The organism is Robiginitalea marina, assembly GCF_024006985.1.
Classification (GTDB): domain Bacteria; phylum Bacteroidota; class Bacteroidia; order Flavobacteriales; family Flavobacteriaceae; genus Robiginitalea; species Robiginitalea marina.
Genome location: NZ_JAMXIB010000003.1, coordinates 104,846 through 131,115, shown reverse-complemented (window position 1 = coordinate 131,115; position 26,270 = coordinate 104,846). Strand labels below are relative to the sequence as shown.

Sequence of the window (26,270 nt, the reverse complement as noted above, 5' to 3'; positions counted from 1 at the left end):
CTATTTTCCCGTGAGGATTTCCATGACCCGCCTGTATATTAGCTCCGGGGGAATGCTGTCCATGACCCTGTCATAGCCCTCAGGCGCCTTGTTGCCGTACACTGAGGTAGGGATGAACGGGTAACGCTCCCGATCGGCCAGCAGGGAATTTTCAGGGGGCTGGTTATAGGGGCTGAACCCGGCAAAAGGGTGGGTAACCCCCCAAACCGTCAGTACCGGAACGCCATACATGGCGGCCAGGTGCCCATTGCCGCTATCCATGGACACCATTAAGTCCAGGTTGGAGATAAGCGCCAATTCTTCGGAAAGCCCTGCTTTTCCTGCAACACAGACACAGTTTTCAAACTGCCCTGCCCAGGATTCCAGCAAGGTGGTTTCCCCCGGCCCGCCACCAAATAAATATACCGTTAGGTCTTTTTCCTTTGCCAGCCGGGCGATTACCGCCACGGTCTTTTCCGTAGGATAGCACTTTCCCTCATGGGCCGCAAAAGGGGCATATCCAACCTTGTGCCCACCGGGCCTATCGCCGGGGAAAGCCGGCCAGGATTCCTTCGGCACCACATCACCTGGCCGCAGTTCCACAGGAAACCCCAGGGCAGCAAAAACATCCGCATAGCGTTGCTGGGTGCTTTTCAGGGGGCGGATTTCCTTCTTCCTCCAGGCAGTGAGTTTCCTTTTCTCCCTGCGTCCCTTTACCTGGCTGATAAAAGGGGTATGCGAGAGCCCGAAAAACATCCTGAGGATGCTGGTCCTGAGTACTGCATGCAGGTCTGCCACAGCAATACAGGACAGGGGCTTCAATTCCCTCCAAAACCGGAACAATCCGAAAATCCCCCGATGCGCGCCCTTTGGTTCGAAAGGATATACGTCCACCCCGCGGATTTTTTGAAGAACAGGGGCGTACTGCGATTTGGTTGCGAAGAGGAGCGGCAGCCCCGGGTATGTGCGCCTCAGGGCGAGCAAAACGGGGACAGCCATGGCCACATCCCCCAGGGCGGAAAAGCGCAGGACCAACAGCGGCCTGTCAGTTCCGTTTTTCACGCAAAACCGGGTTTAACTCCGCGTCATTGTACATCTTCATCTGCTTGTAGACCTTCATATACTTCTTCCCGCCGGCGATGTCGTCCAGAAGCTGGTCGATGGCCGCAGACAAATCCTTCTTTTGCTCCAGCAGGACGCTGAGCTTCTCGGTGCAGGCCCTTCGGTGTTCCTCACTGGCATCCTGACGCTCCGCCTCTTCGCGCATATGGTAAATTTTCAGGGCCAGGATAGACAGCCTGTCGATCGCCCAGGCGGGGCTTTCTGTGTTGATGCTGGCAGATGGCAGCACTGAAACATCCCGGTATTTGTCGAGGAAATAGCTGTCGATATATTCCACCAAGTCGGTCCGCTCCTGGTTGCTGGCGTCGATTTTGCGCTTTAGCTCCAGGGCTGCCACCGGATCAATCCCGGGGTCCCGTATGAGGTCCTCATAATGCCACTGCACGGTATCGATCCAATTCTTCAGGTAAAGCAAATGGCTGATATCTCCAGCAGGATAAGGGTTTTCCCGGGGCTGGTCTACCCGGTCAAGAAGATGGTACTTTTCGATGCTTTCCTGAAAGATGCCGAAGGCGAAGTCACTAAACATGGGTGCCTGTTTCCCCCAAAGATACCGCTTATTTCAAAAACCACTGGGTAAAGAACACCCCAAGGCTGGCCAACAGCGCCATCCCAAGGACCAATTCCCGAAAAAAATCGCGCCCGATGGATTCCACATATTTCCCAAGAAAAACCGAAGCGGGAAAAAAGGTAAGCATGACCGTACTACCCATCCGGTCCCCGGTGAGCAGCAGCACTACTATCCCCATTAACCATCCAAGGGCCAGCAGCCGCATTTGTGTGAGCCTGCCGTGTCCCGAACGGCTTTGCCTCAGGAAAGATACCAGGCCTGCCAGCAGGGCGAGGATAAGGAAGACCACGATCCGGGTCCAGGGGCCGGAAAAATCTGCTGCCTGCGGGAGCTTAAACGAAAGGGTATAATGGGTCAGGAGGTGTTCGGGGTTCCCAAGCAGGTATGACCCGGCCCACCCTACCAGGCAAATGGTCCCAATGGCAGCCAGCGGAATAAACCAAAGCTTCAGGTTTTTTGGCTCATAGAAATAGATATACAGCCAAACCAGGACCAGGAACACCACCATCCAGTTGATGAACAGGCTGGAGACCAAAATCCAAAAGGCCCCGTCGAAAACCTTTGATTTTACGTCCTTCATCGATTTCAGGCTGATCAGCCGGCGTTCCGCCAGCAAAAGGAAGAATGAAGCAAAAAGGACTTTCGGATCGACCAGGGTTTCGGGAAATAGCACCGCGAAAAGGCAGTAAAACAACAGGGCAAAGGCATTGGTCGCGGTGAGCTGGTTCCTCTGTACGATAAAGTTTACCGCAAGGACCGATAAGAGCAGCGCCCCCAGGCTAAGGATTTTTTCAGGCAATACAGCTACCTGGGGCAAACCCCCGTAAAAACCGGTGTGGGCGAGCAGGAAAAAAACAAACAGAAAGGAGAGGGAGAGGACGTAATTTACAGGTCTCGTTTTGCCGAAAAGACTTGAAATAAACACGGGTTTTCGTATGTTTGCAAGGTAAATATAGCTACAATGAAAGCTTTTTTTGAGTGGATTGAAGATTTATTTGTCGACGGCCTCTTTGCCCCTTTTGATTTTTTCAGGGAAATGCAAAACTGGTGGACCGCCAATACCATAAACTGGCTGTTCGTGGTCATCGGCTCTGCGGCCATGGTTTACTGGCTGATCCAACTCCGCCTGTTCGATCAGCGCGGGGAGGAAGACACCAGCATTACCGCCCACTCTTACCTGTAACTCCGGGCCGCCTGAGGCGGCTTAGAGGTCGAAGCCAATATCCTTGCGGTAGTACGCCCCTTTGAACTTTACGCGTCGCACGTTCTCATAGGCTTTTTGAAGCGCCTTGCCGTGGTCGGCACCAAAAGCCGTAACGGCCAGTACCCTGCCGCCACTGGTTACCGCCTCCCCGGCCGCGTTTAATGCCGTACCGGCATGGTAAACCGTTGCGCCTTCCACCTGTTCCAGACCCGATATCGCATGGCCCTTTTCGTATTTTTCCGGATAGCCCCCTGAGACCATCATGACCGTGGCTGCGGTTTCTGTACTCACCCTGAGTTCCGCCTCGCGAAGCTTCCCGATAGCCACGGCCTGCAATAAGTCGGCCAGGTCGGACTCAATCCGGGGGATGACCACCTCGGTTTCCGGATCGCCCATCCGTACATTATATTCAATCACAAAGGGGTCTTCCCCTACTTTGATCAGGCCGATAAAAACAAATCCGGTGTAAGGGATTCCTTCCTTCTGCAGCCCGGAGATGGTGGGCAGCACGATGCGTTGCTCCACCTTTTCCATAAAGGCCCCATCGGCAAAAGGCACAGGGGAAACAGCGCCCATACCCCCCGTATTGAGGCCGGTATCCCCTTCCCCAATCCGTTTGTAGTCCTTGGCCGTAGGCAGGATTTTGTAATCCTTCCCGTCGGTGAGCACGAAGCAGCTCAATTCAATACCCGAGAGGAACTCCTCGATGACTACCCGGCTGCTGGCCTCGCCGAATTTGGCCTCCACCAGCATTTCTTTCAGGGCCAGTTTTGCCTCTTCCAGCGAATCGAGGATCAGCACCCCCTTCCCGGCGGCCAGGCCATCGGCCTTCAGCACGTAAGGCGGCTCCAGGGTTTCGAGGAACCCGCAGGCCGCTTCCAGTTGCCCGGCCCCAAAACTTTGATACGCCGCGGTAGGGATCTGGTGGCGCTGCATGAACTGCTTGGCAAAATCCTTGCTCCCCTCCAGGCGGGCAGCCTCTTTAGCCGGCCCGATAACAGGGATGGATGCCAGGGCAGGGTCGGCCAGGAAATAATCGTGGATGCCCATCACCAGGGGGACTTCCGGGCCCACCAGCAATAAATCGATGCCATGGGCGAGCACCTGCTCCCGAATGGCCGGAAAATCTTCCGCCGAAAGGGGGAGGTTGGTGGCAAACGCCGCAGTGCCGGCATTCCCCGGGGCCACATAGAGGTTTTTGACTTTTTCGCTTTGGTGGAGTTTCCACGCCAGGGCGTGTTCCCTGCCGCCTGAACCGAGGACCAGGATATTCATACCGCTCGTGTTTTGGGCAAAAATAGGCCTGAAAAGGCAATTTCGCCGGGTTTAATGGATTATTATGCGTGGTGGTTCCTGTGGCTGAAGTCGCGGTGTTCGCGCTTTTCCAACTCGTCCCTTGACAGGGATTTGAAGTAAGCATAGGTCCTGCTCATTCCCTCTGACCTGCCCACCCTGGGTTCCCAGCCCAGGATCTCCCTTGCCTTGGTGATGTCGGGTTGCCGTTGCATAGGGTCATCCTGAGGCAGGGGCCTGTATACAATTTTCTGGTCCGTCCCGGTAAGTTGAAGAATCTCCTCTGCAAATTCAAGAATAGCGATCTCTTCAGGGTTCCCAATATTTACCGGGAGGCTGTAATCGGAGAGTAGGAGGCGATAAATCCCTTCAATCTGGTCATCTACATAGCAAAAAGACCGGGTTTGCCGCCCATCCCCAAAAACGGTAAGGTTTTCCCCCCGCAGGGCCTGTCCCATAAAGGCGGGGATTACCCGTCCATCATTGAGCCGCATCCGCGGGCCATAGGTGTTAAATATTCTTGCAATCCGCGTTTGCAGTCCGTGAAAACGATGATAGGCCATGGTAATGGATTCCTGAAAACGTTTGGCTTCATCATAAACCCCCCTGGGGCTAATGGTGTTCACGTTGCCATAATATTCTTCTGACTGGGGATGGACCAGGGGGTCCCCATATACCTCCGAGGTGCTGGCGATGAGTATGCGGGAATTTTTTTCGCGCGCCAGGCCTAAGAGATTGTGCGTGCCGAGGGCCCCGACCTTCAGGGTCTGGATGGGGATTTTCAGGTAATCAATTGGGCTGGCCGGGGAGGCAAAATGCAGGATATAGTCCAATTTTCCCGGTACGTGCACAAATTTCGTGACGTCATAATGGTAAAACTCGAAACGCTCGAGCTTAAACAGGTGCTCTATGTTTTTAAGGTCCCCGGTAATGAGGTTGTCCATCCCCATCACGTAGTAGCCCTCGGCAATAAACCGGTCACACAAATGAGATCCCAGAAACCCTGCAGCCCCCGTAATTAATATGCGTTTCAAATGAATTTTATTTAAGTGGTAGTTCGATCCTATCCCCTTCCAATGGATTCGTAGTGAAATCCTTCGGAGCGTATTTCCTCCACATCGTAGAGATTCCTTCCGTCAAAAATCACCGGAGCTTTGAGCAATTCCTTCATCAGGGTGAAATTCGGGTTCCGAAAAACCCCCCATTCAGTGCAAATGATCAGGGCGTCGGCATCTTCCAGGGCCCCGTACATCCTGGGCGCAAAGGAAATTCGATCCCCAAGGCGGCGCTTGACATTTTCCATCGCCTCCGGGTCAAAGGCGGCAATTTCTGCCCCCCTTTTTAACAATTCCTCTATCATATAAAGGGCGGGTGCTTCTCGTATATCATCCGTTTCCGGTTTAAAGGCAAGGCCCCATACTCCAAACCTCCTGCCTTTGAGGTCCTCTCCGAAATATTTGGTGATTTTTGGGATGAGGATCGTTTTCTGCTTATGATTTACCCGGATCACAGAATCGAGGATCTGGAATTCATAGCCCGAATCTTTCCCCGACTTGTGCAACGCCTTCACGTCCTTGGGGAAACAGGACCCCCCGTAGCCGATACCGGGAAAGAGGAAACGCTTCCCGATCCGGGAATCGGTCCCCATACCGATACGGACCTTGTCCACATCGGCCCCAACGCGCTCACAGAAATTCGCAATCTCGTTCATGAAGGTAATCTTGGTCGCCAGAAAGGCGTTGGCGGCATATTTGGTGAGCTCTGCAGATTTTTCATCCATCACGATCATCGGGTTTCCAGAGCGCACAAAGGGCTTGTAAAGCTTTTTCATCAACTCGATGGCCCGTTCAGACTGCGAACCAATGACTATGCGTTCCGGCTTCAGGAAGTCATCTACCGCGAATCCCTCGCGCAGGAACTCGGGGTTGGATACCACGTCGAATTCGCATTTCGCCGATTTGGCAATGGCCGCATGCACTTTTTCAGAGGTGCCGACAGGAACGGTACTTTTATCCACAATGACCCGGTACTCCGAAATTAGCTTTCCGATTTCCTCAGCCACCCCCAAAACATACTTCAGGTCTGCAGAACCATCTTCATCCTCCGGGGTAGGGAGGGCCAGGAACACAATGGTTCCATGGCCAAGCCCCTCCTTAAGGGAAGTGGTGAAGGTGAGCCTTCCCGCTTCAATATTCCTCAAAAAAAGCACGTCCAGATGGGGTTCATAAATGGGGACTTCCCCCTCTTGCATGCGTCTGACCTTGTCCTGGTCTATATCCACACAGACCACCTCATTGCCTGTTTCAGCCAGGCAAGTCCCGGTGACCAGGCCAACGTAGCCGGTGCCGATTACGGAGATTTTCATTGGCAATAACCGTTTAAATATTTGAACAGGTCAATATTACACATTCCCTATAGGCCCTGCAATTAATTCCAGACAAACCGGCCTCTTACCCCGCAGGGCAGCAAAGATACCCCGACAAAATCAATAGGCTTTCTCATCGCCCTTTAGGGCATTTAAAACGGTCTGCACAATAATTTTCAAATCAAGCAGGAAAGACCAGTTTTCGATGTAAAAAACATCAAACTTTATCCGGTTCTGAATGTCACTATCCCGTTCAATTTCTCCCCGGTAGCCGCGGACCTGGGCCAGACCCGTAATCCCGGGTCTTACAAAGTGGCGCACCATATATTTGTCCACTTTTCTCGAATACTCATCCGTATGCCTGATCATATGGGGTCTTGGCCCTACAACCGACATGTCGCCAAACAGCACATTGTAGAATTGGGGAAGTTCGTCTATACTGGTACTCCGAATAAAGCGTCCAATCCGGGTGATCCGCATATCATCTTTTTGCGCCTGTTGTTTGTCGGCTTCCTTGTTCATGGCCATGGAACGGAACTTGTAGCAATAAAACTCCTTGTTATCGAGGCCCGAGCGTTTCTGCACAAAGAAGAGGGGGCCCTTTGATTCCAGCCAAATAAGGATCGCGAGCACGGGAGTCAGCCAGATAAGCAGTCCGAATATCACCAGCAGGCTGAAGACAATATCAAAAGTCCTTTTGATAAAGGCATTTATGGGGTTATGCAGGGGGATGTCCCGCAGAGAAAGTATCGGGAGGTAATCGTAGTATTCGAATTTGAGTTTCTTCGAATAGATGTTTTTATTGTCCGGAAGGAATTTCAGGGTTTTGAGGTTGTTATCGGCGAAGTTGATGAATTCCAGGATTTCTTCATTTTTAAGTTCTGAAACCGAACAGTATATTTCGTCGATGTTATTTTGAAGGAGGTAATTAAAGCATTCCCTAATTTCAAATCCTTTTTCTTTTGGGCAAAATTGTCTGATGAAGTTATAACCGAATTCCGTTCGCTCTTTGAACACCTCGATGAGTTGGGCTGTTTTTCGATTGTCTCCTATGACTACTACGTTTCTTAAGTTTCCTTTCACCTTTTCACGATACTCCATGAGGAGATAGTAGTTTAGGAACTTGAGTGCAGAGACGGCCAAAAATACAATAACCGTATATTGGGCAAGAGCGAGGCGGCTCATGTTTGGCTGTTTGAAAAAGCCGATGAACGCGTAAAGGATTAAGAAGTAAAAGAAAAACTGGCGAACCAGTAATTTTAGAATGTGTGTTACTTTGGTATATCTGTAGATGAGATAGAATTCTGACCATATCGCAATTACTATCCAGGCAATAGATATGTAAAAATGAAAAAGTATGGCTTCCAGTAGATTAATTGGAAGGAAGTACGCGAACAAATTGATTACAAAAAGATCAACAAAATACGATGCCGGGGTAATCAAAAAGGAATATCTATGTTGTCGCGATAGCATGTCATTGACAAATTGCCTCCTAATCTACTGAAATAATAGTTTACTATATATTTTGTCTGTTACTGGGTATGTTCAAGGCAGGACATGAAAAGGTCTTCATACTGCCCGTTGATCTTCGGCCAATTATAGATGTCTTGAATTTTATTCTTGTTAGACAAAATCCATTCGGAGTGTTCTCTTTTTATCAATGACAATTTCGAAAAAATATCTTCTGAAGTTTGAAAGTAATACGCATCCTCCCCAAGAATACTTCGGTTAAAAGGATTATCGTGGGCAACAATAAATGACTCCGAAGCCATGGCTTCCAGCAAAGAAGGATTTGTCCCGCCGACAGAATGTCCATGAAAATAGAGGTTGGAAAAATACCTTAAATTGTTCAGGTGGCTAAGGTTGTAAATTCCCCCCAAAAATTGAATATGAGAACACCGGTCAAATTTTTGCTTCAAATAGCGACCATATGCAGTGTCATGTTTGCCAATTACAAGAAATTGTCTCTGATTGCGGTCCTTCATAACCGCATTTAAAATAACCTCAATATTATTTTCGGGCTCAAGACGGGCTATGAGCATATTGTACCCGTTTTTTTTCAGGTTATACTCCTCTAAAACAGATTCGTCCGGATCCAAAAAAAGTTCTGCACCATAGGGTATATAAGTAGAATCCATTTTATACTTATCCTTAAGATAATCCTGTATTCCTAGTGAATCAGCAATTAAATGATCGCTGGTTTTTACGGCCCAACGTTCTGCATATTTCAAAAACCCCTGAACTTTTTTGGTGTACTTAGTTCGCTTCCATTCCAAACCGTCCATATTGGTTAGAATAATTGCCTCATTCGGCAGGAATTTACCCCATATCGAACTGCTGGTATAACCGAGTTGGAGAATGATGTCAAAGCCTCTCCTCCGGCAGTCCCAAATACAATTAAAATCGTAAACGAATTGGCCTGGTGTCCCAATTTTGTGTTCTGGGTCGTATTTATGAATGATCTTCACGCCCTGGAATTCCTTCTTCTTGTAGGGATGATTATGAGAATTATATACAATAACATCATGACCCTTTTTTGCCATATACACCGAGAAGAATTCAGCAAATTGTTCAAATCCACCGTGATGGTTCGGGATGCCCCGGGTTCCTAATATGGCAACCTTCATTTTATATAATTCCTTGATAAGAATATGGTGTTTAGAAAAATAAATATGGCCAACCCTTTATTGCGAGAAAGAAGGCATTCGAAAATGAATATGCCAGATATGAGAATTAAAAAGTACAAATGTAGTCTGTTCCTTGTAATCAGAGCATTCCGATAACTGATTAACAAGTACGCTATGAATAAACAGAATCCAACTATGCCATACGTGATTAAATATTGCAGGTACTGATTGTGCAAATTATATCCTTCAAACCACGAGGGAGCCAGCCCATAGTACATGTAGTAATAGTCAAGATAATGTTGAACATCTCCAATACCATATCCAAACAGATACACACGATCATCATCCCAATGGTGTAATCCAATACTCCACAAAAGATAGCGAATTTCGAGGTCACTAATATTGGCTTTTTCCTCATTGCTAAACACTTTTGCCTCGGATAAATCGGAAACAGGTCGAAATTCTTCAAGGTCAAAATGCAATCCTTCTGAAAATCGCTTATGTAATTGGGGAATGGCAAATGCTCCGGTCAAAAGGATTCCAATAATTAGAACACCAATAAGCTTCTGGGATTTCTTCCTTAGGGCTAGAAAGAATTCCACCGTAGCCATGATAGCGAAAATAACCAATACGGCCTTTGAGGCGCATAATAAAAGCCCCGTCACAAAGATTATTTGAACGCCAACAAACAACAAGGTCTGTTCTTTGCTTCTTGGCTTTTTAGAATACTCATGAATTAAATAGAGTGATGAAATCACCAAATTAATTGCGATATATACCGGGTGCAGATCTAAAAAGGCTCCAAATTCGAAAAAGAAAAACACCTCCGAATCCCCACTCCCAATAAATTTTATAATTGCGGCGAGAAGCAACAAACCGCACACCAGGAATGTCCCTGCTGTGAAGGCCTTGAGGGTAAATTCATATTCATCCCTGCCTACCGGGCTACAAAACATAAAAATTAGACCATATAGGGCCACAACTAAATGTTTGTCTACCTGCACCATCCCTCGAACTACATCACCACTGAACAAAGCGCTTGTGAGAACCATGCCAAAAAACGACAAGGGGTAGAGCCACGCAATGTTTGGGCTTGAAATCTTGAAAGAATACCGACTTTGCTTCAAGGTCAAAAACAGAAGCCCGGCCCCGCCCAAGAACAAGAAAAGATTCCCAATGGATATAGAAAAAGGTATTCCCAAGGCGATAATTCCGAAATATGTGGCCCTATCTTTCCAATTAACCGCCATCAGAAAATACTTCTAAAACTCCTTGAATTTTTCGACAAGTTTTTCCGCCTTCGCCTTCCATGTATGTTCCTCTATGGGGAATGGCAATCTCGCATTGGTTGTATCGGCTAAGGCCAGGGCAAATTCCTGGGGGGTATGTGCGACGTAAATATAATCTTGAAGATCTTCCAGGCCATTCCCATTAGTGCCGACCACCTTTTTACCAAGTAACAAGTATTCATAGACTTTCATGGAGTCTCCCCCGTGTTGCCCCTCTTTGATCCTGTAAGGCACAAGACACGTGTCGAAACCCTTTACATAATTCGCGTACTCTGCATACGGCTTGTCACCCAGAAAATGAACATTGGGCCGCCTTATAATCTTCTTGAATACTTCCTTATCCAAAATCTGGCCTACAAAGACGAAAGAGGCGTCCGGAATGGCTTTTGTGATAAAATTAATCAGTTCATAATCCAGCAGGTAGGATATCTTTCCCCCAAATCCAAAAATCGGCCTTGCAATTTGCCCCAGGTCTTCTGGTTCGCTGAATGTATCACCCCCAAAATCCCGCCGCACTCCGTTCTTAACCAATTCAATTCTCCTGGGGTTGAAATTTTTTCGAAAAAATGAAATGTTTTCATGCGAATTGGTTATCCAGGCATCAGCTGTCTCTGACAGGCTTTGATAGCCTTCCCACAATCGCCCTTTAAATTTTTGATAAGCCGGAAACTTTAGAAAATTATCCCATGCATCAAATAATTTGAAAGGGGCTTCGAGCCTGGAAACCATTTTAAATGAAAACACATTTTGCGTAAGTAATGGTGCCCCCTTCATATCGAGGAGCTCGCAGGCCTTCTGCACAAAACGGCAATAATCTTCGTGGCCAAAGGCGTCGAGAAACCATGCCTGCCGATGAATTGCCTGGCCCAACATATCCTTTGAAAAGCAATCGGCCACATATAACCCTTCATCTATTTTCGTCAGACGAAACTTTCCTTTCTCAAGAACCACCTCCCCGCGAAGGTCTTTGGAGAACTTTTTAGCCCAAAGTTCTATGGGAGTAGATGGCCGGTTTATGACCAGTATTTTTTCGATGCCATCCAATTCGTGAAAGGCTCTGATAAAATGAACATCCCGGGTACGAAATCCTTCCTTTTCACTTTTTCTCCAGTCATGGAAGGGGATTACTACTAAATTCATGGTATTAATCCGTTTTTGTTAGTGCAATTTGCTCCCCTTGAAAATTTCCCGGTGTCTTCCCGAGAAGGCTAAAGGCGGCCAAAAGAATGGCCACATCAGATAAAATGGTCGTATAAAAGGAATACAGAATAAAAATCAGGAATAAGAATAGGAAGGGTATTCCCCGGTCTATTTGAAATTGCTTGGCAAGGCAAAATATGAAAATTAGCACAACAATCAGGCCTACAAGTCCAAGATCATAATAACTCCAGATTAGTTGCGAAAAGTGTCTCGTTTGACGGAATTCTCCCGTGCGAATATCGAAATAGGAATAGGGTCCATCCCCGAACCACTTTGTCTCCATATTGGAAACCGCCACCATGATCACTTGAAACCTTTTCGCTGTACCGAGATCATAAAATCGCTGTGCCTGTTCTATGGAAAACTGGCGCTCGATTGTGCCTCCAAGTTTTCTTTGAACCAAATCCGAATTCCTCATTAACACTCCAACTGCTATTAAGGCCCCCACAAGAAATCCAACAGCAGCTTTGAAGACAAACGTTCCTTTATACCTGTGATAAATTGGAACAACGAAAACAGTTGCCAGTATAATCAGGAAAACCAGTTTGGAAATATTGGATTCAGTAAGAAAAAGCGTAACCCCCAAGTAGATAATAGACAGGTTTACCCATGGAATCCACTTCCTGATCAAATCCCTTCTGAAGATCATCGTGGCTATGATCAATAGTAGTAAAATCCCTAAAGAATGGTCAGACTTTATAAAAAGCGTTCCGTACATAAAGTCATACCATTCAATTTTCTGACCGCTTCTATTCAATCCAATAAGGAGGTTATAGAAATTCTTTTGAATTAATAAAACAGGAAGCTGAATAACCGCGATGGAGTAAAAAAGAAGAAACATACTTCGAAAGCTAACATATCCTTCCTTTTGATTGATGAAATATACCAGATAAATCGCTAAAGGAAGTAATGGGAAAATAGAGTAGGCAATCCAGTAAACCGGGTGTAATTGTTTCACCAGACCCATTACTATTATTAATGCCAAATAGATCGACCCCCATATCACCACCTTAGTCATCACTATTCTTCCTTTCAGCAAGGCATATAAAATATAGATTGAAAACAACAAGGCACAGATCAGAAACGTAAGCACCGTATTGGAAAGGCCGAACAGAAATTGCAAAGTACCCCCGAGCAAGAAGGCAAGCAGCACTATAAAATAATACACAACCTTATATCCGGCACTAAAATGCATAACTGTAATTCATCTTATTCGCTTCTTACAAGGTCAACGATATTTGTCGTGCCCTGATAAATTTGTGCCTCTCCCCAATATTTGTTTACAAGTCCTCGGTTTTTGATTTTTTGTTCATTTAAAAGCTCTACTCCAATTAATTCTCGATCCTTATCCGGATCAAATACCTCCATGCCGATATTCTTCATATATTGATAGACCGCCCCAAAGGGGTGCAAAAACACTCGAAGGCCAAGCTGAAGAGCCAACAAAATATTCCCCAGTCCCTGCTGACGAAGGTGATACATGATCATACTATTACAATCCCTTACCAAACCCTTATAGGCTCTAAAATCCATATATTCCAAAATTGGCAGGAAGTTGTGGCCGAAGCAATTCTGTCCGGCTTCAACGATCTTCGATGCATATAGTCGATCGCCATAATTGAGCGGGACAACGAGCAAATGTCCCCTATCCTTTAAAAAAGGAAACACATCCAGATGATTATTCGTGGGTGTCGCTGAATTTCCCAGTAATACCCTATCCCCTAAAGAAGTGTTTGTTTTCTCTTGTAATGTGTTACCAAGACTGTCGTAGTTGAATTGGACATATTTTGCCCGGAGCCCAAATTCACTACAAATTAATTTATATTCCGTTGGTAGAACTGTGCTTAGGAAGTCTATTTTTTCGAGCACCTCTTTTTCTTTATCTATGCTCTTTACGCCGTATTTTAATTGGTGATATACTTGATAAATTGGGCTCCTTTTCAACAAATTCCGATAATCCCATTTAACCAGTTTTCTTGTTATTGGTAAAAACTGTTCAAAATCCGAAAAATGGTCATAGGCGTCTTTCCCCCACACTGACCAAAGTACCGGGATGTCTGCAGGCTTATTTTTAACTACATAGGCCTTAATTGGCGTCATGTAGTGAACCATAATGAAATCACAATCCTGATAGATGCTTGGCAGGTTTAACGCTCCGAATCGATTGGGAAGGATTTCGATTTTATCAACCCGTTTAGGGTGATTCAATGGTTGGTGATCGGAAAAGACCAGATAACGATTTTTACCCGGGGCTACTGCCTCAAATTGCTCTATTGTAGAATCTACGAATTTCTCATCTTCAAATAAATGTATGAGCTCCCCCATAATCAGGTAGCGAAGTCTTGGTTCTTTCGTATAACACGGGCGGGAATCCCAACAACCACACAATTCTCCGGAACGTTTTTGGTTACAACCGCTCCAGCGCCTACAATTGCTCCAGATCCTACAGTAACGTCAGGCAAAATAGTACTGTTCGAGCCAATGCTCGCATAATTCCCGATTGCGACCCTTCCCAGAATCTGGGCGCCTGGTGAAACCTCGACAAAATTCCCTAAATGGCAATCATGCGTAATACTCGAATTATAATATATCAGGCACCCTTTTCCGATTTTCACCTTATTGGATACCGCTGCGCCTGCAAGGATGTTGCAGCCATCACCCACCTCTACCCCGTAAGATCCAATAATCGCCCTATTATCGATTGTGGAAGTTAAGACCCCTCCAAGAGAAGTGAATTTGTCTGCAAGAAACTTCCTTGTGGAAGGAGTTCCCACGCCCAAAATCACGTTTGGGGAAGTGGTGCTCAGATAGAATTTGGCGGCTTCCAGATTTGATAAAATCGGGAAGTTATCAAATAAGCGATAATCGCTATAATGATTTACATCGTCATAAAACGCTAAATCATTAGTCAATCCCTGACGATGAATGATCTCCAGAATTTCTGATGCAAGTCCTCCGGCACCAATTATCAGCATATATTTTTATTTATAATACCACATATTCGTTCCTGATCAGGTTTCTGCAATTCCGGATACATGGGCAAACAAAGAATTCTTGAGGCAATATTTTCAGAAACAGGCATATCAGGACCATTAATATAGGGAATCTTATTAAGGGAAGGATAAAAATAGCGTCGCGGAAAAATCCGCTCTTGGTTCAGTTCCCTTTGAGCTTTAAGGAGTGTGTTTTCGCTTGGCATCAAGATAGGAAAGTAGCTATAATTCCATAAAGTTCCCTCCCTAATCTTTATGCTTTGAATATCCCGCAGGTCCAGTTCTGCCTCATAATGATCATAAACCCTTTTTCGTTCAGCCATTATCTGCTCCAAATAAGGTAGCAAGGCAAGGCCCATTGCAGCTTGTAGCTCCGATATTTTGCCATTTATGCCAAGTCCATGGAAATTTTCAGGTCCGTCATGTCCAAAATTATGGCTGTAATAAAGTTTATGAAAAAGTTCATGACTTTCTGTGAACATTGCCCCTCCCTCTCCAGTGTGGAATAGTTTGGTGGCATGAAAACTACATGTGCTTACATCCCCATAGTTGAAAAGGGAAGAGCCTTTATACTTCACCCCAAAACAATGCGCTCCATCATAGATTACCTTAAGATTGTGTCGCTTCGCAATCCTGTCGATCGCCTCCACATTACATGGATTTCCAAATACATGGGTTGCCAATATAGCCGTGGTTCGCTCTGTAATGGCTTCTACTATTTTGGTCTCGTCAATGGTCAGATATTCCGGGTCAATGTCAACAAAAACAGGGGTGCTTCGATCCCATACAATAGCGGAACTTGTTGCCACATAGCTAAAGGGCGTGGTAATAACTTCTCCCTGATTAGCCAGCAAACGAAGCGCGATTTGCAGAGGTGTAGTCCCATTATTCGTGATAATCATTTGATTTACTCCCAAAAATGACTGGAGCTTGCTCTCCAATTCCAAAACCAAACTACCCCTATTGGTAATCCATCGAGCATCGTAGGCCCGTTTAAAAACCGTCATGTATTCTTCCAATGGGGGAAGAAAGGTTTGGGTTACATTTATCATAATCGTAAGTGGTTTTTAATCACCCCCTTAATAAAACTTAGCACGGGTATCTTTAGAAGGAGAGCAAGAAGCAGGTATACTCCTATCCCCAAGCACGTAAGCAAAGTTATCCTAATTATTTCAGTTTCCATGTCCAGATTGGCTGAAAGAAAATGGAGCAGAATATAGGTGAGCCCTGAAATTAAAGCAATCGGGGCCATATCCTTAAGCTGCTTGACAGGGCCATATCCAATTAAAATCGCACTATACGATGCGTTGACTAATAGGGCCATAAATGCCGCGGCAACAAGACTCCATAGCAGGCCAACAATCCCAAAATAAAATCCAATAGCCAGGCCTGCCGACATAATTGCTTTCTTGATGACCTCCAATTTCAAAAAAAGGTCAGTCCTGCCATAGACTTTAAGAATATTCAGGTTAAAAGCATTGATGGGATAAAACACGGAGGCCAGGCAGAGAATTTGGAAAAATGTCGCAGCGCCTTCCCAGGCCGGACCCAGGAAATAGGAGAATATCGGCTTTGCCAGGGCTGCGGCAATTATCATTATGGGGGCCGCCAAAAAGAATGAGGTTTGAAACAGCAAACGGTACATGTTTGAGACCCTTTCCTTGTTTTCGCGAATCTCAGCCATTATAGGGTAGGTAACCTTGGCCAAAACTCCGGAAAGAATCATAACCGGTTGTTGACTAAAGGCATAGGATCTCTCATAATACCCCAGGAACCTTACGGCAAAAAATTTGCCGATAATCACGTTGTAGAGATTGTTGAACACTGCGTTTATCAGCCCGGACAACAGGAGTTTATATCCAAAATTCAAATGATAAATAATCCTTTTCCTGGAAAACACCCAAGATGGCCTCCATGTCGAGAATAGCCATAAAAACAGTGCCTGAACCCCATAAATGGTTAGATACATAAAAATTATACTCCAAACCCCCGATCCTGAATACCCCATATAAAGCCCCACACTTGCCCCGGCAATGGATCCCGGCAAATTCAGCAACATGAGTTTCTTGAATTTATGCTCACGTAAAAGGATCGTGGACTGTACCACTGATAACCCGGAAAGTACAAATGTGACCCCATAAGCTCTTGCCAGGGATACTAGGGCGGGTACACCATAAAAATGAGCAATCCAGGGAGCGGTAAAGTATAAAATCAGATAAGCCAAAAGGCTTAAAAGAATATTGACATAAAAAACGGACGAAAAATCGCGTTGATCCGGCGCAATGGTGCGGATTAAGGATTCGGACAACCCGCTTTCCACCAAAGTAGTGCCAATAGCAATGAATATTAACAGCATGCCAACCAGCCCGAATTCCTCTGGGCTAAGGAGTCTTGCCAAAAGAATAGAGGTAATGAATGTCAACCCCCTAATCATAAGGACGTCCAGTGACATCCAGAAAATCCCGGAAGCTGTTTTCTTTCTAACCGACATATACGGCTATCTTGTTAATTTTCCAATTGGAATCTAAGATACATTTCCTTTTCAAGAAGCGGGCTGGAAAAGAGAATTGGATCATATCTGCCTTTAACAGGGAATCGCCTGATGATGGAATCCTCCAGTTCCATATAGATGTTTGAATCAAAATACCTTTGAATGGCCCGGGGCGGTATGATGATTTTTTTGTGTCGGAATTTAATTTCTATAGTGTCAACCTCAAGGAAACAGGTCTGTCGATGTTCTCCAAGATCGATCCGGAACCGGGGCGGATAATAATCAATCGGCACTTGGAATAGGATTTCTTGAAATGAATCACTTGGTGATACAGGAATACGGAGTCTCTGGTTGTCTGAAAATGTATCCGTTTTCTGATCCAGGTAAAAGAGCTGGAATTCATCCTGGGCACAGGTCTTCAACTTTAGTGATAACTGAAAGAAGTCTTGCTCTTTAGTGGAGCTTCCTGTCTGGCAGCCCGCCAATACAAGCGCTGCTACTATGAGATTAAGTTTATTCCACATGAAGTTGTTGTAAGCACCTTTCAATTGCGTTTTCAACTCTTGGTATGCTGGTTCCCAAAATTTGCTCCGCTTTTGCTGTATTTAAAACAGAATATACGGGCCTTTTTGCCAACGCGGGATAATCCTTGGATTTAATTGGGTGAAGCTTTACGAAAATCCCCGCTTTCCTGAAAATTTCTTGGGCAAAACCATACCAACTATACTCCCCTTGATTTGCGAAGTGCACTAGTCCCATCGGTGGTGTTGCGCTTTCTATAAGTTCGAGTATATATCTTGCCAGATCAACGGCATAGGTCGGTCTGCCAATCTGATCATCCACCACTTTCAGCTCATCTCTCTCCTTACTCAGCTTAAGCATCGTTTTTAGAAAATTACGCCCGTATTCCGAGAATACCCAGGAGGTTCTGATAATGAAATAGCGATGCAGGGTAGACTCTATTATCCTTTCACCTTCCCATTTGCTGCGCCCATAAACGCTTAGAGGAGCCGGAGTATCTTCCTCAGTATAAGGCCTGGGAGATTTGCCGTCAAAGACGAAATCAGTAGACAGGTGGATCAGGGTAGTGTTGTATTCCTGACAGCATTTTGCCAAAAAGCCAACGCCATCAGCATTGATTGAAAATGCCTGGGCTGGCTCTTCTTCTGCTTTGTCAACCGCCGTATAGGCGGCGCAATTAATGCAATAATCCGGTGAATGTTCAGAGAAAGCAGCACTAAGCATGTCTGGATTGGTAATGTCTAATACCTCTCGCGTGGTAAATACAAAATCCAGCGATGGGAATCCTTTCCGGAGCCTCTCTATGCTCTTCCCCAGTTGTCCTTGGCTTCCTGTAACAAGTACTTTCATGAGAGCCTTGCATTCTTAAGCAATGGCAGGGCCGCGTCTTTTAAGGAAAGTGTAATGTCTGATTCAGAGAGCACCCAGTCAATCTTCAAATCGGGGTCGCTATAGATAATGCCCGCCTCAGCATTTTTATCATAAAAATTATCGCACTTATAAAAGAATTCTGCCGTTTCACTCAGTGCCACAAATCCATGCGCGAATCCGCGCGGGATAAAAATCTGCTTTTTATTGGTTTCTGAAAGTTCAACAGCTATATGCTCCCCAAACGTTAAGGAATCCTTTCGAAGATCTACTGCCACATCGAGAACGCGCCCCTGTAGCACACGCACCAGTTTGGCCTGAGCGGCATCTCCTACCTGATAGTGGAGGGCTCGGACAACGCCTCTTTTGGAATGAGATTGGTTGTCCTGGACGAAATTCACTCGGCCTATATTCGCCTCAAATTCGCGTTGGCTGAACGTCTCCATAAAATAGCCCCTGTTATCCTCAAAAACAGTTGGCTCAATAATAAAACAACCTTCCAGTCCGGTTTTCTCAAACTTCATTAGTCCTTTTCTATAATACCCATTAAGCTTCTGCCATAGCCACTCTTCATTAAAGGCTCGGCAAGACTGAGGAATTGGGATTTGTCAATAAAGCCCATTTCAAAGGCAGCTGCCTCAATCGCCCCAATTTTAAGCCCCTGACGTTCCTCGATCACCTCAACAAATTGGGAAGCCTGCATCAGGGACTGAAAGGTGCCAGTATCCAGCCAGGCAGTTCCTCGGTCCAAGATGCTTACATTCAATTTCTCGCGCTGTAAATACTCCCTGTTGACGTCTGTAATTTCAAGTTCCCCCCGCGCGCTGGGCTTGATGTTGCGCGCAATTTCCAATACGTCATTATCGTAAAAATAGATCCCCGGCACCGCATAGTTCGATTTGGGATGTTGGGGCTTTTCCTCAATACTTATTACCCGGCCGTTCTTATCAAACTCCACAACCCCATATCGTTCAGGATCGTGAACGCGGTATGCATAAATAATTCCCCCGTCAGGGTCATTATTGGCCTGAAGCAAACGCGCTAAACCCGACCCGTAAAAGATATTGTCTCCGAGGATCAAAGCCACTTTATCGCCGCCTACGAATTCCGAGCCTATGAGAAACGCTTCAGCAAGACCGTTCGGGGCATCTTGAACGGCATAGTCAAATGAACAACCATACCGTGAACCATCTCCCAACAAGTCCCGAAACAGCGGGAGATCTTTTGGTGTTGAGATAATTAAAATTTCGCGAATGCCCGCATACATGAGGGTCGACAAGGGGTAGTAAATCATGGGCTTGTCGTATATGGGCATTAGTTGTTTGCTTACCGCAAGGGTGATGGGGTGTAGTCGCGTGCCAGATCCTCCGGCTAATATTATTCCCTTCATTCTGTCTGGATTTCCCTTTCTAGTCTAAATAGTGCTTTTGATAGTACTCCCGGTATTCTCCAGAAGTAACATGGTCGAGCCATTGTTGATTATACAAATACCAATCTATGGTTTGTTCCAGTCCTTGTTCAAAAGTCACCGAGGGCTTCCATCCAAGTTCCTGATTGATTTTAGTGGCATCTATTGCATATCGAAAATCATGACCCGGCCGATCTTTTACAAATGTAATTAGCCCTTCTGAGGTCCCCTCGGGCCGACCCAGTTTTTTGTCCATCTTCTGACAAAGCAATCGCACGAGATCAATGTTTTTCCATTCATTAAACCCTCCAATATTGTAAGTTTCTCCCTGTTTCCCCTTGTGAAAAACCAGATCTATGGCAACCGCATGATCCTTTACAAAAAGCCAATCCCGGGTGTAATTTCCATCTCCATAGACGGGCAATGGTTTATAATTGATAATATTATTTATGAACAATGGGATTAACTTTTCAGGGAAGTGGTAGGGTCCGTAATTATTGGAGCAATTGCTAACTACAAAAGGGAGACCATAAGTTTCACCATATGCCCTGACAAAGTGATCTGAGCTTGCCTTGGAAGCTGAATAGGGTGAATTTGGGCTATAGGAGGTTTCCTCGGTAAAAAGGCCTGTATTCCCAAGTGAACCATAAACCTCGTCTGTGCTGACGTGGTAGAAAAGCTTGCCCTCAGGACTGGGCTCCCAGCAATCCCGTGCTGCATTTAATAAATTAACCGTACCTATTATGTTCGTTTTTACAAATGCCATTGGATCGGCAATAGATCTGTCCACATGGGATTCCGCGGCTAAGTGAATGATACCATTAAATGAAAACTCCTTAAAAAGTTCTCTAATGAAGGTCTCATTAACAATATCGCCGTGAATAAAGTTATAATTAGGAGCGGTCTCAACATCCCTTAGGTTTTCTAGGTTTCCTGCATAGGTCAATGCATCCAGATTAAAGATTCTGTACTCTTGCGGATATTTATTGATGAAGTGCCGAACAACATGAGAACCGATAAAACCCGCTCCTCCGGTAATCAGAATAGATTTTTCGTAAGTCATAATTATTTGTTTGGAATTAATTCCATAGACTTCCTGTTCAGGTACCGCACCATGGAAACCACCAGAAAGCCTCCAATGAACAACAAGGGGAACAAGACGATGTTTTTCAGGGCCAATGGTTTGATAACTTTATGCGGCTTCCCAAAGCTCACGATGGTAATCGCCTCTTGTTTCATGTCGAGTTCCAGTCGTTTGGCTTCCGTATCCCTAATGAGTTGGTTTTTCAACTCAAACAGGGAAGGCACATTCAGGGGTTCCTGGTTTTCAAGGACCAGGCGACCCTCGGTTCCTCCCTGCTCCCGGTTCATCTGCTCAGTATAGTTATTGATGAGCTGGTCTATTTGTTTTACCAGGGAATCGTTTCGCTGAATCCGTTCTTGTGCGTTTTTCCTTTGCGTTTCCAATAATTGGGAATAATACGCATTGGTATTGAAATACTCCATGAACTTCCCGGCAATTGCTTCCCCGGCAATGGGATCCTTGAAATAGAAAGTTATCCTGTGATCTTTGGTGGTTTTTTCCCTTAACGCTTCCCTCACAAGATCTCCGATCGCCGGGGAATTGCCAAAATCCTTCATCAACTCCAAGAGCTCAGAATCCCCCGGAGTATTGGTGCTTTTAGTCCTCAAGTCGGTGATTTCCAAATCAAAGCCCTCAACACTATTGACCGGTATTCCCTGAGATCTTAGAAAGGCAGTATCTTTAGCTTTAAGGTTTGATTGTAATTCGGCCACTACATCATAGAGGTAATTCCTATTGTCGAGGTTTGGGGTAACTATAACGTCCAGCTTTTGCAGTGGCTCCACGAGTCGGTTGACTAAATACCCCGTGAGCACCCCCAAAACCCCCAGGCCGGCAAACCAGAAAAAATTCCTTTTGAAATAGAGGTAGATCAAAAGGAAACCGCGAAACATCTTTTGGAATCCCTTTCCAATCAGTTTGAAAAGTTGCCCCAAATCTATCTCGTCGGAAGTCTCGGGCGGTTTGGTTCCAGGTGTGGCCATATCAGTTGGAATTAAAGATCTGCATCAAAATTTTATCGGTAATCAAATAGGTTGGCTTGACCCCCGTGGTCCCCAACCCCCCGGAGGCCAGGGTGTGCCCCGTTTTCAAGGGGTTGTCGGAGGCGTAGTAGGCATAGCGCACCTTCACGTCTTCGCGGATGCTCTTGCGGATGCGAGAAGCGGACTGGATGGCCTTTTGGTAATGGACCCCTTCCATCTCCAGGCCGATGACATTCCAGGTAGACTGGTGGAAGAACGTGAGGATGTCCTTATTTTGCAGGGAGGTCCCCAAAACGGTCACCATCGTCCCTTCGCATACCTGCAGGCCATACCCTTCGAAATCGGTTTTGCAAAGCTCGTTCTTAAACGGGTAATTGTCGGCTGTGCCCTCAAAGATGTGGGCGGAAGGGATCATCAGGTCGCCCTTGTCCCCCTGCAGGATCCCCGCCTTCCCCATGATGGAAATGGAATGAACGTCGAGGAATACCGGAGCGCCATTTTCCCTGTAGGGCTTCAGCAGCTCATCGATACATTCAAAGGCCTGCTCCCCGAAGGCGTAATCCATTACCAGGATAACCGGCTTGTTCTCGTCGGGCCCCTGCGGGACCTCATAGCAACAGGCATCTCTGGTCAAGCGGGCCATGTCGAAAATCTGTACGTCAATGTTGGTGCCGGAGGTGTCGTCGATCTCAAGCATGCCGTTTTTTCGGGCCAGGGCGGTAACTTTATCGCGTAGGGCCTGGTTTTTGGGCATGCTGAGGGCCTCAAAGATTTCCAGGGAATTGCTTTCTGGAAACTCTTTCGCAAGGGCCGTGCGGGCAAAAAGCGAGTTCAGCACGCTATGCATGTTGGAGCTGATGATATGCACCGGACGGCCAAGCAGGCCGTGCTTGTGTAATGCCCCTTTGATGGTATTGGCCCAGCGTTCCCCGTGAATATGGTGGCCAAGCCTTTCGCGAAGGGTGGCGCTGAAGGTTATGGTGCGTTTCTCGCCGGTAGTCTCTTCTTCAATCGCGAGCTTGCCCAACCAGTAGATGATCCTCAGGAATCGCTCGGGATCCTTCCTGGTCGCCAGTTTCTCGTAGACGGCCATCACTTCCACAAAAGACCTGCCCAGGATGTTGGCGGTGTGGATCAGGGCTACTTCCCGTTCAGAAAGGGCCAGTTTCTTCTTTTGTACCGCCGCTTCCAGTTTTTGCCAGTCACGGATGGTCTTATGGGTGTCTTCAATGAGAACCCGGCGGCTTATCTTGCCCGATTCGATGAACAGGAAGGTAAGGTGGGTAAGGATGTCGTAGATATCAGACCGCCCCCGGGTAATCTCGATGTTCATCTGCTCGGCATCAATGCGGTAGCAATTCCTCCTGCGCTTCGGGGGCACGATAGGCGTGAAATGCGATTTGCCATACCCTTCATCTGAAGTCAGGTTGATGTACCGGCATTGTTCAATCCCTTCCGGCAGGCGTTCGAGCACATATACCAGGCCTTCCAGTTCCGCTTTGTCCTCGGCGATACTCCCGTAAATTTCAGGGCGCAATTGCAACAGGGCGTTCCTCAGGGTCTCCCCGGAAACCCCCATAGGCTTATAGAACCCGCGGTTAAACAGGTGGCGCATGGTAATATACAGGCGCTCAATGGCGTTGGTAGATTCCTGGGCTCGGGTAGCTTCCATAGAAACAGCTCTGAGGCAAAAATACGTTTAAATTTCTGTTCGGGGACGCCCTGTGATTTTCCCCCGAAAAGCCATTCGGGCTTTCTCCGGCTATACCTCCCGGAAAGGGTATAGGGCCTCCGCCAGGGCACGGTCATTGGCCAGCCGCTGCACCTTATTCTGGCCCCCGAGCTTTCCTATGGACTTCATGTATTCCCGGAAGCCGCCGTCCTGGATGCGGGTCAACTTGAGGGGTTGCAGGATGTGGCCTTCAATCAGGTCTTTATAATAACTGTTCTGCTCTTGCATGGTCTGGTCCAGGATGCTGAGGAACAGGGCTTCATCCTCAGGTTCCCGTTCGAATTCCACAAGCCACTCGTGATAGGGAAGCTGATCGCCTTCCGGGGTGATCTGCGGGGCTACGGTAAATTCGTTGACCCTTGCGGCCGTTTGTTCAATGGCCTTTTCCATGGCAAACTCCACCTCCTTGGCAATGACATGCTCCCCGAAAGCGGAAATAAAGTGCTTGATACGGCCGGTTACGATAACGCGATATGGGCTCAGGGAAGTAAAGGCTACGGTATCCCCAAGGTTGTAGCCCCACAAGCCGGCATTGGTGGAGACCACCATGGCGTAGTTGACACCGACCTCTACTTCCCCTATGGTGTGCCTTTTCGCACCGGGCTCAAAAAACTCCTCGGCCCTGACGAACTCATAGAAGATGCCGGCATCGAGCAACAATAGCAACCCTTTTTCCCCCTGTCGGTCCTGGTAGGCGAAGAAGCCTTCGCTGGCCGGGAATAGTTCAATGCTGTCGACCCTGCGCCCGATGAGGTTTTCAAATTTGCTGCGGTACGGTTCGTAATTGACCCCCCCGTAGATAAATAGCTGGAAATTGGGAAACAGGCGGCCAACGTCCTTCCCCGTGCGCTCCTTCAACCGCTCAAAATACATCTGCACCCAGGAGGGAATGCCCGCGATAACCGTCATGTTCTCTCCCATGGTTTCGTCGACGATGCGCTCTACCTTGGTTTCCCAGTCTTCAATGCAGTTGGTTTCCCAGCTGGGCAGGCGGTTCGCCTGGAGGTACCCCGGGACGTAATGGGCAGAGATGCCCGAAAGCCGGCCGGTTTTGATTCCATTTTTGTCCTCCAGTACCGGGCTCCCCTGCAGGAAGATCATTTTGCCCGTTACAAAAGATGCCTTCCCTGTTTCGTGGATGTAGTTGAGGATGGCATTTCGGGAGGCCTTTACCTGTTCTTTGATCGATGGCCCGGTGATGGGGATATACTTGGCCCCGGAAGTTGTCCCGGAGGTCTTGGCAAAATAAAGGGGTTTGCCCGGCCAAAGGACATCGGCTTCGCCCTCCAGCACCCGGAGGATGTACGGCTTTAATTCCTCGTAGTCGCGGATGGGCACTGCCTGCACGAATTCGGAATGGGTTTGTATGTCCCCAAACCCGTGGTCCCGTCCAAATCGAGTGTTCCGGGCCCTGCCAATGAGTTCCCGAAAAGTGCGGTCCTGGGCCTGAACCGGATTTTGGATCCACTGCGCAGCGCGCCGGTGCACCAGGCGTGCAAAGATGCGGGCCGCTATTGCCTTCATGGAGCTCATGCCTAGTTAAAATCGATATAGTTCATAGGGTTCACAGGGTTCCCGTCCTTCCAAAGCTCAAAGTGCAGATGTGGGCCGGTGGTGAGTTCCCCGGTATTGCCCACCGTGGCGATAACCTCGCCGGCGCGAACCACGGCCCCCTGTTCCCTGGTGAGGGAGCCATTGTGTTTGTACACCGAAAGCAGGCCCTGCTGGTGGTCCACGATCACCACATAACCGGTGGCGGCCGTCCACTCAGAGAAGATTACCGTCCCGTTCGCCACCGCTTTTACAGGGGTGTCCCGGGGCGCCACGATATCGACGGCAAAATGCTGGTGGTCGGGGTCGTAGCCCTGGGATATGGACCCGGTCAGGGGGGTAAAGAGCAGGACACTGCCGTCAAAAGTGGGTTGTTCGAAGAGGTTATACTTGTCTTCCAGTGCCACCTGCGCCCTTAAGAGGCTGTCTTCGCGAATGGGATTCAAATCTACCTGAGAAGGGTCGATCTTCATTCCTTCGAAAATTGAATCGGAAGTAATCTGTGAGGTCTGGACTTCCCCCGTCAAAACACTTCTGATATTCTCCAAATACCGATTGGTATAGGTGAGTGCATTCACCAGGGAATCGGTTTTGTAGGTAAGCAGGGTCGCCTGTCGCTTTAACGCGGTGGAAGAGTATCCGGGGATATACTCCCTTAAAGGGGTAAAGGCGATAAGCAATGTGGTGAGGGCAATAAGTGCGATGGCCGCAAGGGTCCCGGTAACAAAGACGTTGAGCCGGTTGAGTTTGAATGAAATCTTTTCCTCAAAGGTGTTTTCATTCAGGATTACCAGCCTGTATTTATGCAGCAGCTTGCGCTTGATCTCCTTTCTCCTTTTCTTCTTCTCCATGGTGTCTGTAATTATTCCACCGGCGCGGTGCTGCCACCTGAATAAAGGCCCTGAAGGTAAGGCCCTGCCAAAAAACACCTTTTTTCAGGCGGGAAGACAGATTGATTTAACAGGTCTAAAATACATCTATTACCACAA

General features: G+C 47.1%; 25 protein-coding genes. 1 reads left to right on the top strand and 24 read right to left on the bottom strand.

Annotated elements, in window-relative coordinates:
• Genes NG653_RS05215 through NG653_RS05205 form a run of 3 tightly spaced genes read right to left on the bottom strand, consistent with a single transcriptional unit; the run spans position 1 to position 2,597 of the window.
• On the bottom strand, positions 1 to 1,041 hold the full coding sequence (locus tag NG653_RS05215; protein WP_252740623.1) for a glycosyltransferase family 9 protein: 1,041 nt from the start codon (positions 1,039 to 1,041) through the stop codon (positions 1 to 3).
• The gene (locus tag NG653_RS05210; RefSeq protein WP_252740622.1) at positions 1,025 to 1,630 is read right to left on the bottom strand and encodes a DUF4254 domain-containing protein; all 606 of its coding nucleotides are present in this window, start codon (positions 1,628 to 1,630) and stop codon (positions 1,025 to 1,027) included. Before NG653_RS05210 ends, NG653_RS05215 begins: the two co-directional genes overlap by 17 nt.
• Before the next feature lie 28 nt (positions 1,631 to 1,658).
• Positions 1,659 to 2,597, bottom strand: a complete 939-nt coding sequence (locus tag NG653_RS05205; protein WP_252740621.1) for a DUF6427 family protein — start codon at positions 2,595 to 2,597, stop codon at positions 1,659 to 1,661.
• 36 nt (positions 2,598 to 2,633) lie between these two features.
• Between NG653_RS05205 and NG653_RS05200 the strand changes: the two genes are divergently transcribed.
• A complete protein-coding gene (locus NG653_RS05200; protein WP_252740620.1) occupies positions 2,634 to 2,855 on the top strand; it encodes a DUF6341 family protein in 222 nt (73 codons plus the stop codon).
• 21 nt (positions 2,856 to 2,876) lie between these two features.
• On the opposite strand, the gene purD is transcribed toward NG653_RS05200, so the two are convergent.
• From purD to NG653_RS05095, 21 genes are all read right to left on the bottom strand, one after another.
• Positions 2,877 to 4,151: a phosphoribosylamine--glycine ligase gene (gene purD / locus NG653_RS05195; RefSeq protein WP_252740619.1), complete on the bottom strand. Its 1,275-nt coding sequence runs from the start codon at positions 4,149 to 4,151 to the stop codon at positions 2,877 to 2,879.
• 62 nt (positions 4,152 to 4,213) lie between these two features.
• Positions 4,214 to 5,203 (bottom strand): UDP-glucuronic acid decarboxylase family protein, encoded by a 990-nt coding sequence (locus NG653_RS05190; RefSeq protein WP_252740618.1) that lies wholly within the window; start codon positions 5,201 to 5,203, stop codon positions 4,214 to 4,216.
• Between the two features lie 29 nt (positions 5,204 to 5,232).
• Positions 5,233 to 6,534, bottom strand: coding sequence for a UDP-glucose dehydrogenase family protein (locus tag NG653_RS05185; RefSeq protein ID WP_252740617.1), 1,302 nt, complete (start codon positions 6,532 to 6,534; stop codon positions 5,233 to 5,235).
• A gap of 120 nt (positions 6,535 to 6,654) precedes the next feature.
• Complete coding sequence (locus tag NG653_RS05180) at positions 6,655 to 7,932, bottom strand: undecaprenyl-phosphate glucose phosphotransferase (protein ID WP_370281073.1); 1,278 nt, start codon at positions 7,930 to 7,932, stop codon at positions 6,655 to 6,657.
• Positions 7,933 to 8,066: 134 nt separating this feature from the next.
• The gene (locus NG653_RS05175) at positions 8,067 to 9,161 is read right to left on the bottom strand and encodes a DUF1972 domain-containing protein (RefSeq protein WP_252740615.1); all 1,095 of its coding nucleotides are present in this window, start codon (positions 9,159 to 9,161) and stop codon (positions 8,067 to 8,069) included.
• Positions 9,158 to 10,411 carry an O-antigen ligase family protein gene (locus tag NG653_RS05170; protein ID WP_252740614.1) on the bottom strand — a complete coding sequence of 418 codons (1,254 nt, stop codon included), beginning with the start codon at positions 10,409 to 10,411 and terminating at the stop codon, positions 9,158 to 9,160. The genes NG653_RS05175 and NG653_RS05170 overlap by 4 nt, the downstream gene beginning before the upstream one ends.
• 12 nt (positions 10,412 to 10,423) lie before the next feature.
• Positions 10,424 to 11,590 carry a glycosyltransferase gene (locus NG653_RS05165; RefSeq protein WP_252740613.1) on the bottom strand — a complete coding sequence of 389 codons (1,167 nt, stop codon included), beginning with the start codon at positions 11,588 to 11,590 and terminating at the stop codon, positions 10,424 to 10,426.
• Between the two features lie 4 nt (positions 11,591 to 11,594).
• Positions 11,595 to 12,845 carry a hypothetical protein gene (locus NG653_RS05160; RefSeq protein WP_252740612.1) on the bottom strand — a complete coding sequence of 417 codons (1,251 nt, stop codon included), beginning with the start codon at positions 12,843 to 12,845 and terminating at the stop codon, positions 11,595 to 11,597.
• 14 nt (positions 12,846 to 12,859) lie between these two features.
• Complete coding sequence (locus NG653_RS05155) at positions 12,860 to 13,975, bottom strand: TDP-N-acetylfucosamine:lipid II N-acetylfucosaminyltransferase family protein (protein ID WP_252740611.1); 1,116 nt, start codon at positions 13,973 to 13,975, stop codon at positions 12,860 to 12,862.
• Positions 13,976 to 13,977: 2 nt separating this feature from the next.
• The gene (locus tag NG653_RS05150) at positions 13,978 to 14,625 is read right to left on the bottom strand and encodes a NeuD/PglB/VioB family sugar acetyltransferase (protein ID WP_252740610.1); all 648 of its coding nucleotides are present in this window, start codon (positions 14,623 to 14,625) and stop codon (positions 13,978 to 13,980) included.
• A complete protein-coding gene (locus NG653_RS05145) occupies positions 14,619 to 15,695 on the bottom strand; it encodes a DegT/DnrJ/EryC1/StrS family aminotransferase (protein WP_252740609.1) in 1,077 nt (358 codons plus the stop codon). The genes NG653_RS05150 and NG653_RS05145 overlap by 7 nt, the downstream gene beginning before the upstream one ends.
• The gene (locus tag NG653_RS05140; protein WP_252740608.1) at positions 15,692 to 17,134 is read right to left on the bottom strand and encodes a lipopolysaccharide biosynthesis protein; all 1,443 of its coding nucleotides are present in this window, start codon (positions 17,132 to 17,134) and stop codon (positions 15,692 to 15,694) included. The genes NG653_RS05145 and NG653_RS05140 overlap by 4 nt, the downstream gene beginning before the upstream one ends.
• Before the next feature lie 14 nt (positions 17,135 to 17,148).
• A complete protein-coding gene (locus NG653_RS05135) occupies positions 17,149 to 17,658 on the bottom strand; it encodes a hypothetical protein (protein ID WP_252740607.1) in 510 nt (169 codons plus the stop codon).
• Positions 17,648 to 18,505 (bottom strand): dTDP-4-dehydrorhamnose reductase, encoded by an 858-nt coding sequence (gene rfbD / locus NG653_RS05130; RefSeq protein ID WP_252740606.1) that lies wholly within the window; start codon positions 18,503 to 18,505, stop codon positions 17,648 to 17,650. Before rfbD ends, NG653_RS05135 begins: the two co-directional genes overlap by 11 nt.
• Entirely contained in the window at positions 18,502 to 19,047 is a 546-nt protein-coding gene (gene rfbC / locus NG653_RS05125; RefSeq protein ID WP_252740605.1) for a dTDP-4-dehydrorhamnose 3,5-epimerase, read from the bottom strand. Before rfbC ends, rfbD begins: the two co-directional genes overlap by 4 nt.
• A complete protein-coding gene (rfbA, locus tag NG653_RS05120; RefSeq protein WP_252740604.1) occupies positions 19,047 to 19,913 on the bottom strand; it encodes a glucose-1-phosphate thymidylyltransferase RfbA in 867 nt (288 codons plus the stop codon). The genes rfbC and rfbA overlap by 1 nt, the downstream gene beginning before the upstream one ends.
• 19 nt (positions 19,914 to 19,932) lie before the next feature.
• The gene (rfbB, locus tag NG653_RS05115) at positions 19,933 to 20,994 is read right to left on the bottom strand and encodes a dTDP-glucose 4,6-dehydratase (protein ID WP_252740603.1); all 1,062 of its coding nucleotides are present in this window, start codon (positions 20,992 to 20,994) and stop codon (positions 19,933 to 19,935) included.
• 2 nt (positions 20,995 to 20,996) lie between these two features.
• The gene (locus tag NG653_RS05110; protein WP_252740602.1) at positions 20,997 to 21,998 is read right to left on the bottom strand and encodes a hypothetical protein; all 1,002 of its coding nucleotides are present in this window, start codon (positions 21,996 to 21,998) and stop codon (positions 20,997 to 20,999) included.
• 1 nt (position 21,999) lies between these two features.
• A complete protein-coding gene (locus tag NG653_RS05105) occupies positions 22,000 to 23,670 on the bottom strand; it encodes a DUF6909 family protein (protein ID WP_252740601.1) in 1,671 nt (556 codons plus the stop codon).
• Between the two features lie 90 nt (positions 23,671 to 23,760).
• Positions 23,761 to 25,263 (bottom strand): GH3 auxin-responsive promoter family protein, encoded by a 1,503-nt coding sequence (locus NG653_RS05100; RefSeq protein ID WP_252740600.1) that lies wholly within the window; start codon positions 25,261 to 25,263, stop codon positions 23,761 to 23,763.
• Between the two features lie 2 nt (positions 25,264 to 25,265).
• A complete protein-coding gene (locus NG653_RS05095; RefSeq protein ID WP_252740599.1) occupies positions 25,266 to 26,132 on the bottom strand; it encodes a M23 family metallopeptidase in 867 nt (288 codons plus the stop codon).
• Positions 26,133 to 26,270 lie beyond the last annotated feature (138 nt).

What these genes read in the sequence shown, in the direction of transcription:
- NG653_RS05210 (WP_252740622.1), bottom strand. Translation starts at nt 1,630, where the DNA reads ATGTTTAGTGACTTCGCCTTCGGCATCTTTCAGGAAAGCATCGAAAAG.
- NG653_RS05200 (WP_252740620.1), top strand. Translation starts at nt 2,634, where the DNA reads ATGAAAGCTTTTTTTGAGTGGATTGAAGATTTATTTGTCGACGGCCTC.
- purD (WP_252740619.1), bottom strand. Translation starts at nt 4,151, where the DNA reads ATGAATATCCTGGTCCTCGGTTCAGGCGGCAGGGAACACGCCCTGGCG.
- NG653_RS05185 (WP_252740617.1), bottom strand. Translation starts at nt 6,534, where the DNA reads ATGAAAATCTCCGTAATCGGCACCGGCTACGTTGGCCTGGTCACCGGG.
- NG653_RS05175 (WP_252740615.1), bottom strand. Translation starts at nt 9,161, where the DNA reads ATGAAGGTTGCCATATTAGGAACCCGGGGCATCCCGAACCATCACGGT.
- NG653_RS05170 (WP_252740614.1), bottom strand. Translation starts at nt 10,411, where the DNA reads ATGGCGGTTAATTGGAAAGATAGGGCCACATATTTCGGAATTATCGCC.
- NG653_RS05165 (WP_252740613.1), bottom strand. Translation starts at nt 11,590, where the DNA reads ATGAATTTAGTAGTAATCCCCTTCCATGACTGGAGAAAAAGTGAAAAG.
- NG653_RS05160 (WP_252740612.1), bottom strand. Translation starts at nt 12,845, where the DNA reads ATGCATTTTAGTGCCGGATATAAGGTTGTGTATTATTTTATAGTGCTG.
- NG653_RS05155 (WP_252740611.1), bottom strand. Translation starts at nt 13,975, where the DNA reads ATGGGGGAGCTCATACATTTATTTGAAGATGAGAAATTCGTAGATTCT.
- NG653_RS05150 (WP_252740610.1), bottom strand. Translation starts at nt 14,625, where the DNA reads ATGCTGATAATTGGTGCCGGAGGACTTGCATCAGAAATTCTGGAGATC.
- NG653_RS05145 (WP_252740609.1), bottom strand. Translation starts at nt 15,695, where the DNA reads ATGATAAATGTAACCCAAACCTTTCTTCCCCCATTGGAAGAATACATG.
- NG653_RS05140 (WP_252740608.1), bottom strand. Translation starts at nt 17,134, where the DNA reads ATGTCGGTTAGAAAGAAAACAGCTTCCGGGATTTTCTGGATGTCACTG.
- NG653_RS05135 (WP_252740607.1), bottom strand. Translation starts at nt 17,658, where the DNA reads ATGTGGAATAAACTTAATCTCATAGTAGCAGCGCTTGTATTGGCGGGC.
- rfbD (WP_252740606.1), bottom strand. Translation starts at nt 18,505, where the DNA reads ATGAAAGTACTTGTTACAGGAAGCCAAGGACAACTGGGGAAGAGCATA.
- rfbC (WP_252740605.1), bottom strand. Translation starts at nt 19,047, where the DNA reads ATGAAGTTTGAGAAAACCGGACTGGAAGGTTGTTTTATTATTGAGCCA.
- rfbA (WP_252740604.1), bottom strand. Translation starts at nt 19,913, where the DNA reads ATGAAGGGAATAATATTAGCCGGAGGATCTGGCACGCGACTACACCCC.
- rfbB (WP_252740603.1), bottom strand. Translation starts at nt 20,994, where the DNA reads ATGACTTACGAAAAATCTATTCTGATTACCGGAGGAGCGGGTTTTATC.
- NG653_RS05110 (WP_252740602.1), bottom strand. Translation starts at nt 21,998, where the DNA reads ATGGCCACACCTGGAACCAAACCGCCCGAGACTTCCGACGAGATAGAT.
- NG653_RS05105 (WP_252740601.1), bottom strand. Translation starts at nt 23,670, where the DNA reads ATGGAAGCTACCCGAGCCCAGGAATCTACCAACGCCATTGAGCGCCTG.
- NG653_RS05100 (WP_252740600.1), bottom strand. Translation starts at nt 25,263, where the DNA reads ATGAGCTCCATGAAGGCAATAGCGGCCCGCATCTTTGCACGCCTGGTG.
- NG653_RS05095 (WP_252740599.1), bottom strand. Translation starts at nt 26,132, where the DNA reads ATGGAGAAGAAGAAAAGGAGAAAGGAGATCAAGCGCAAGCTGCTGCAT.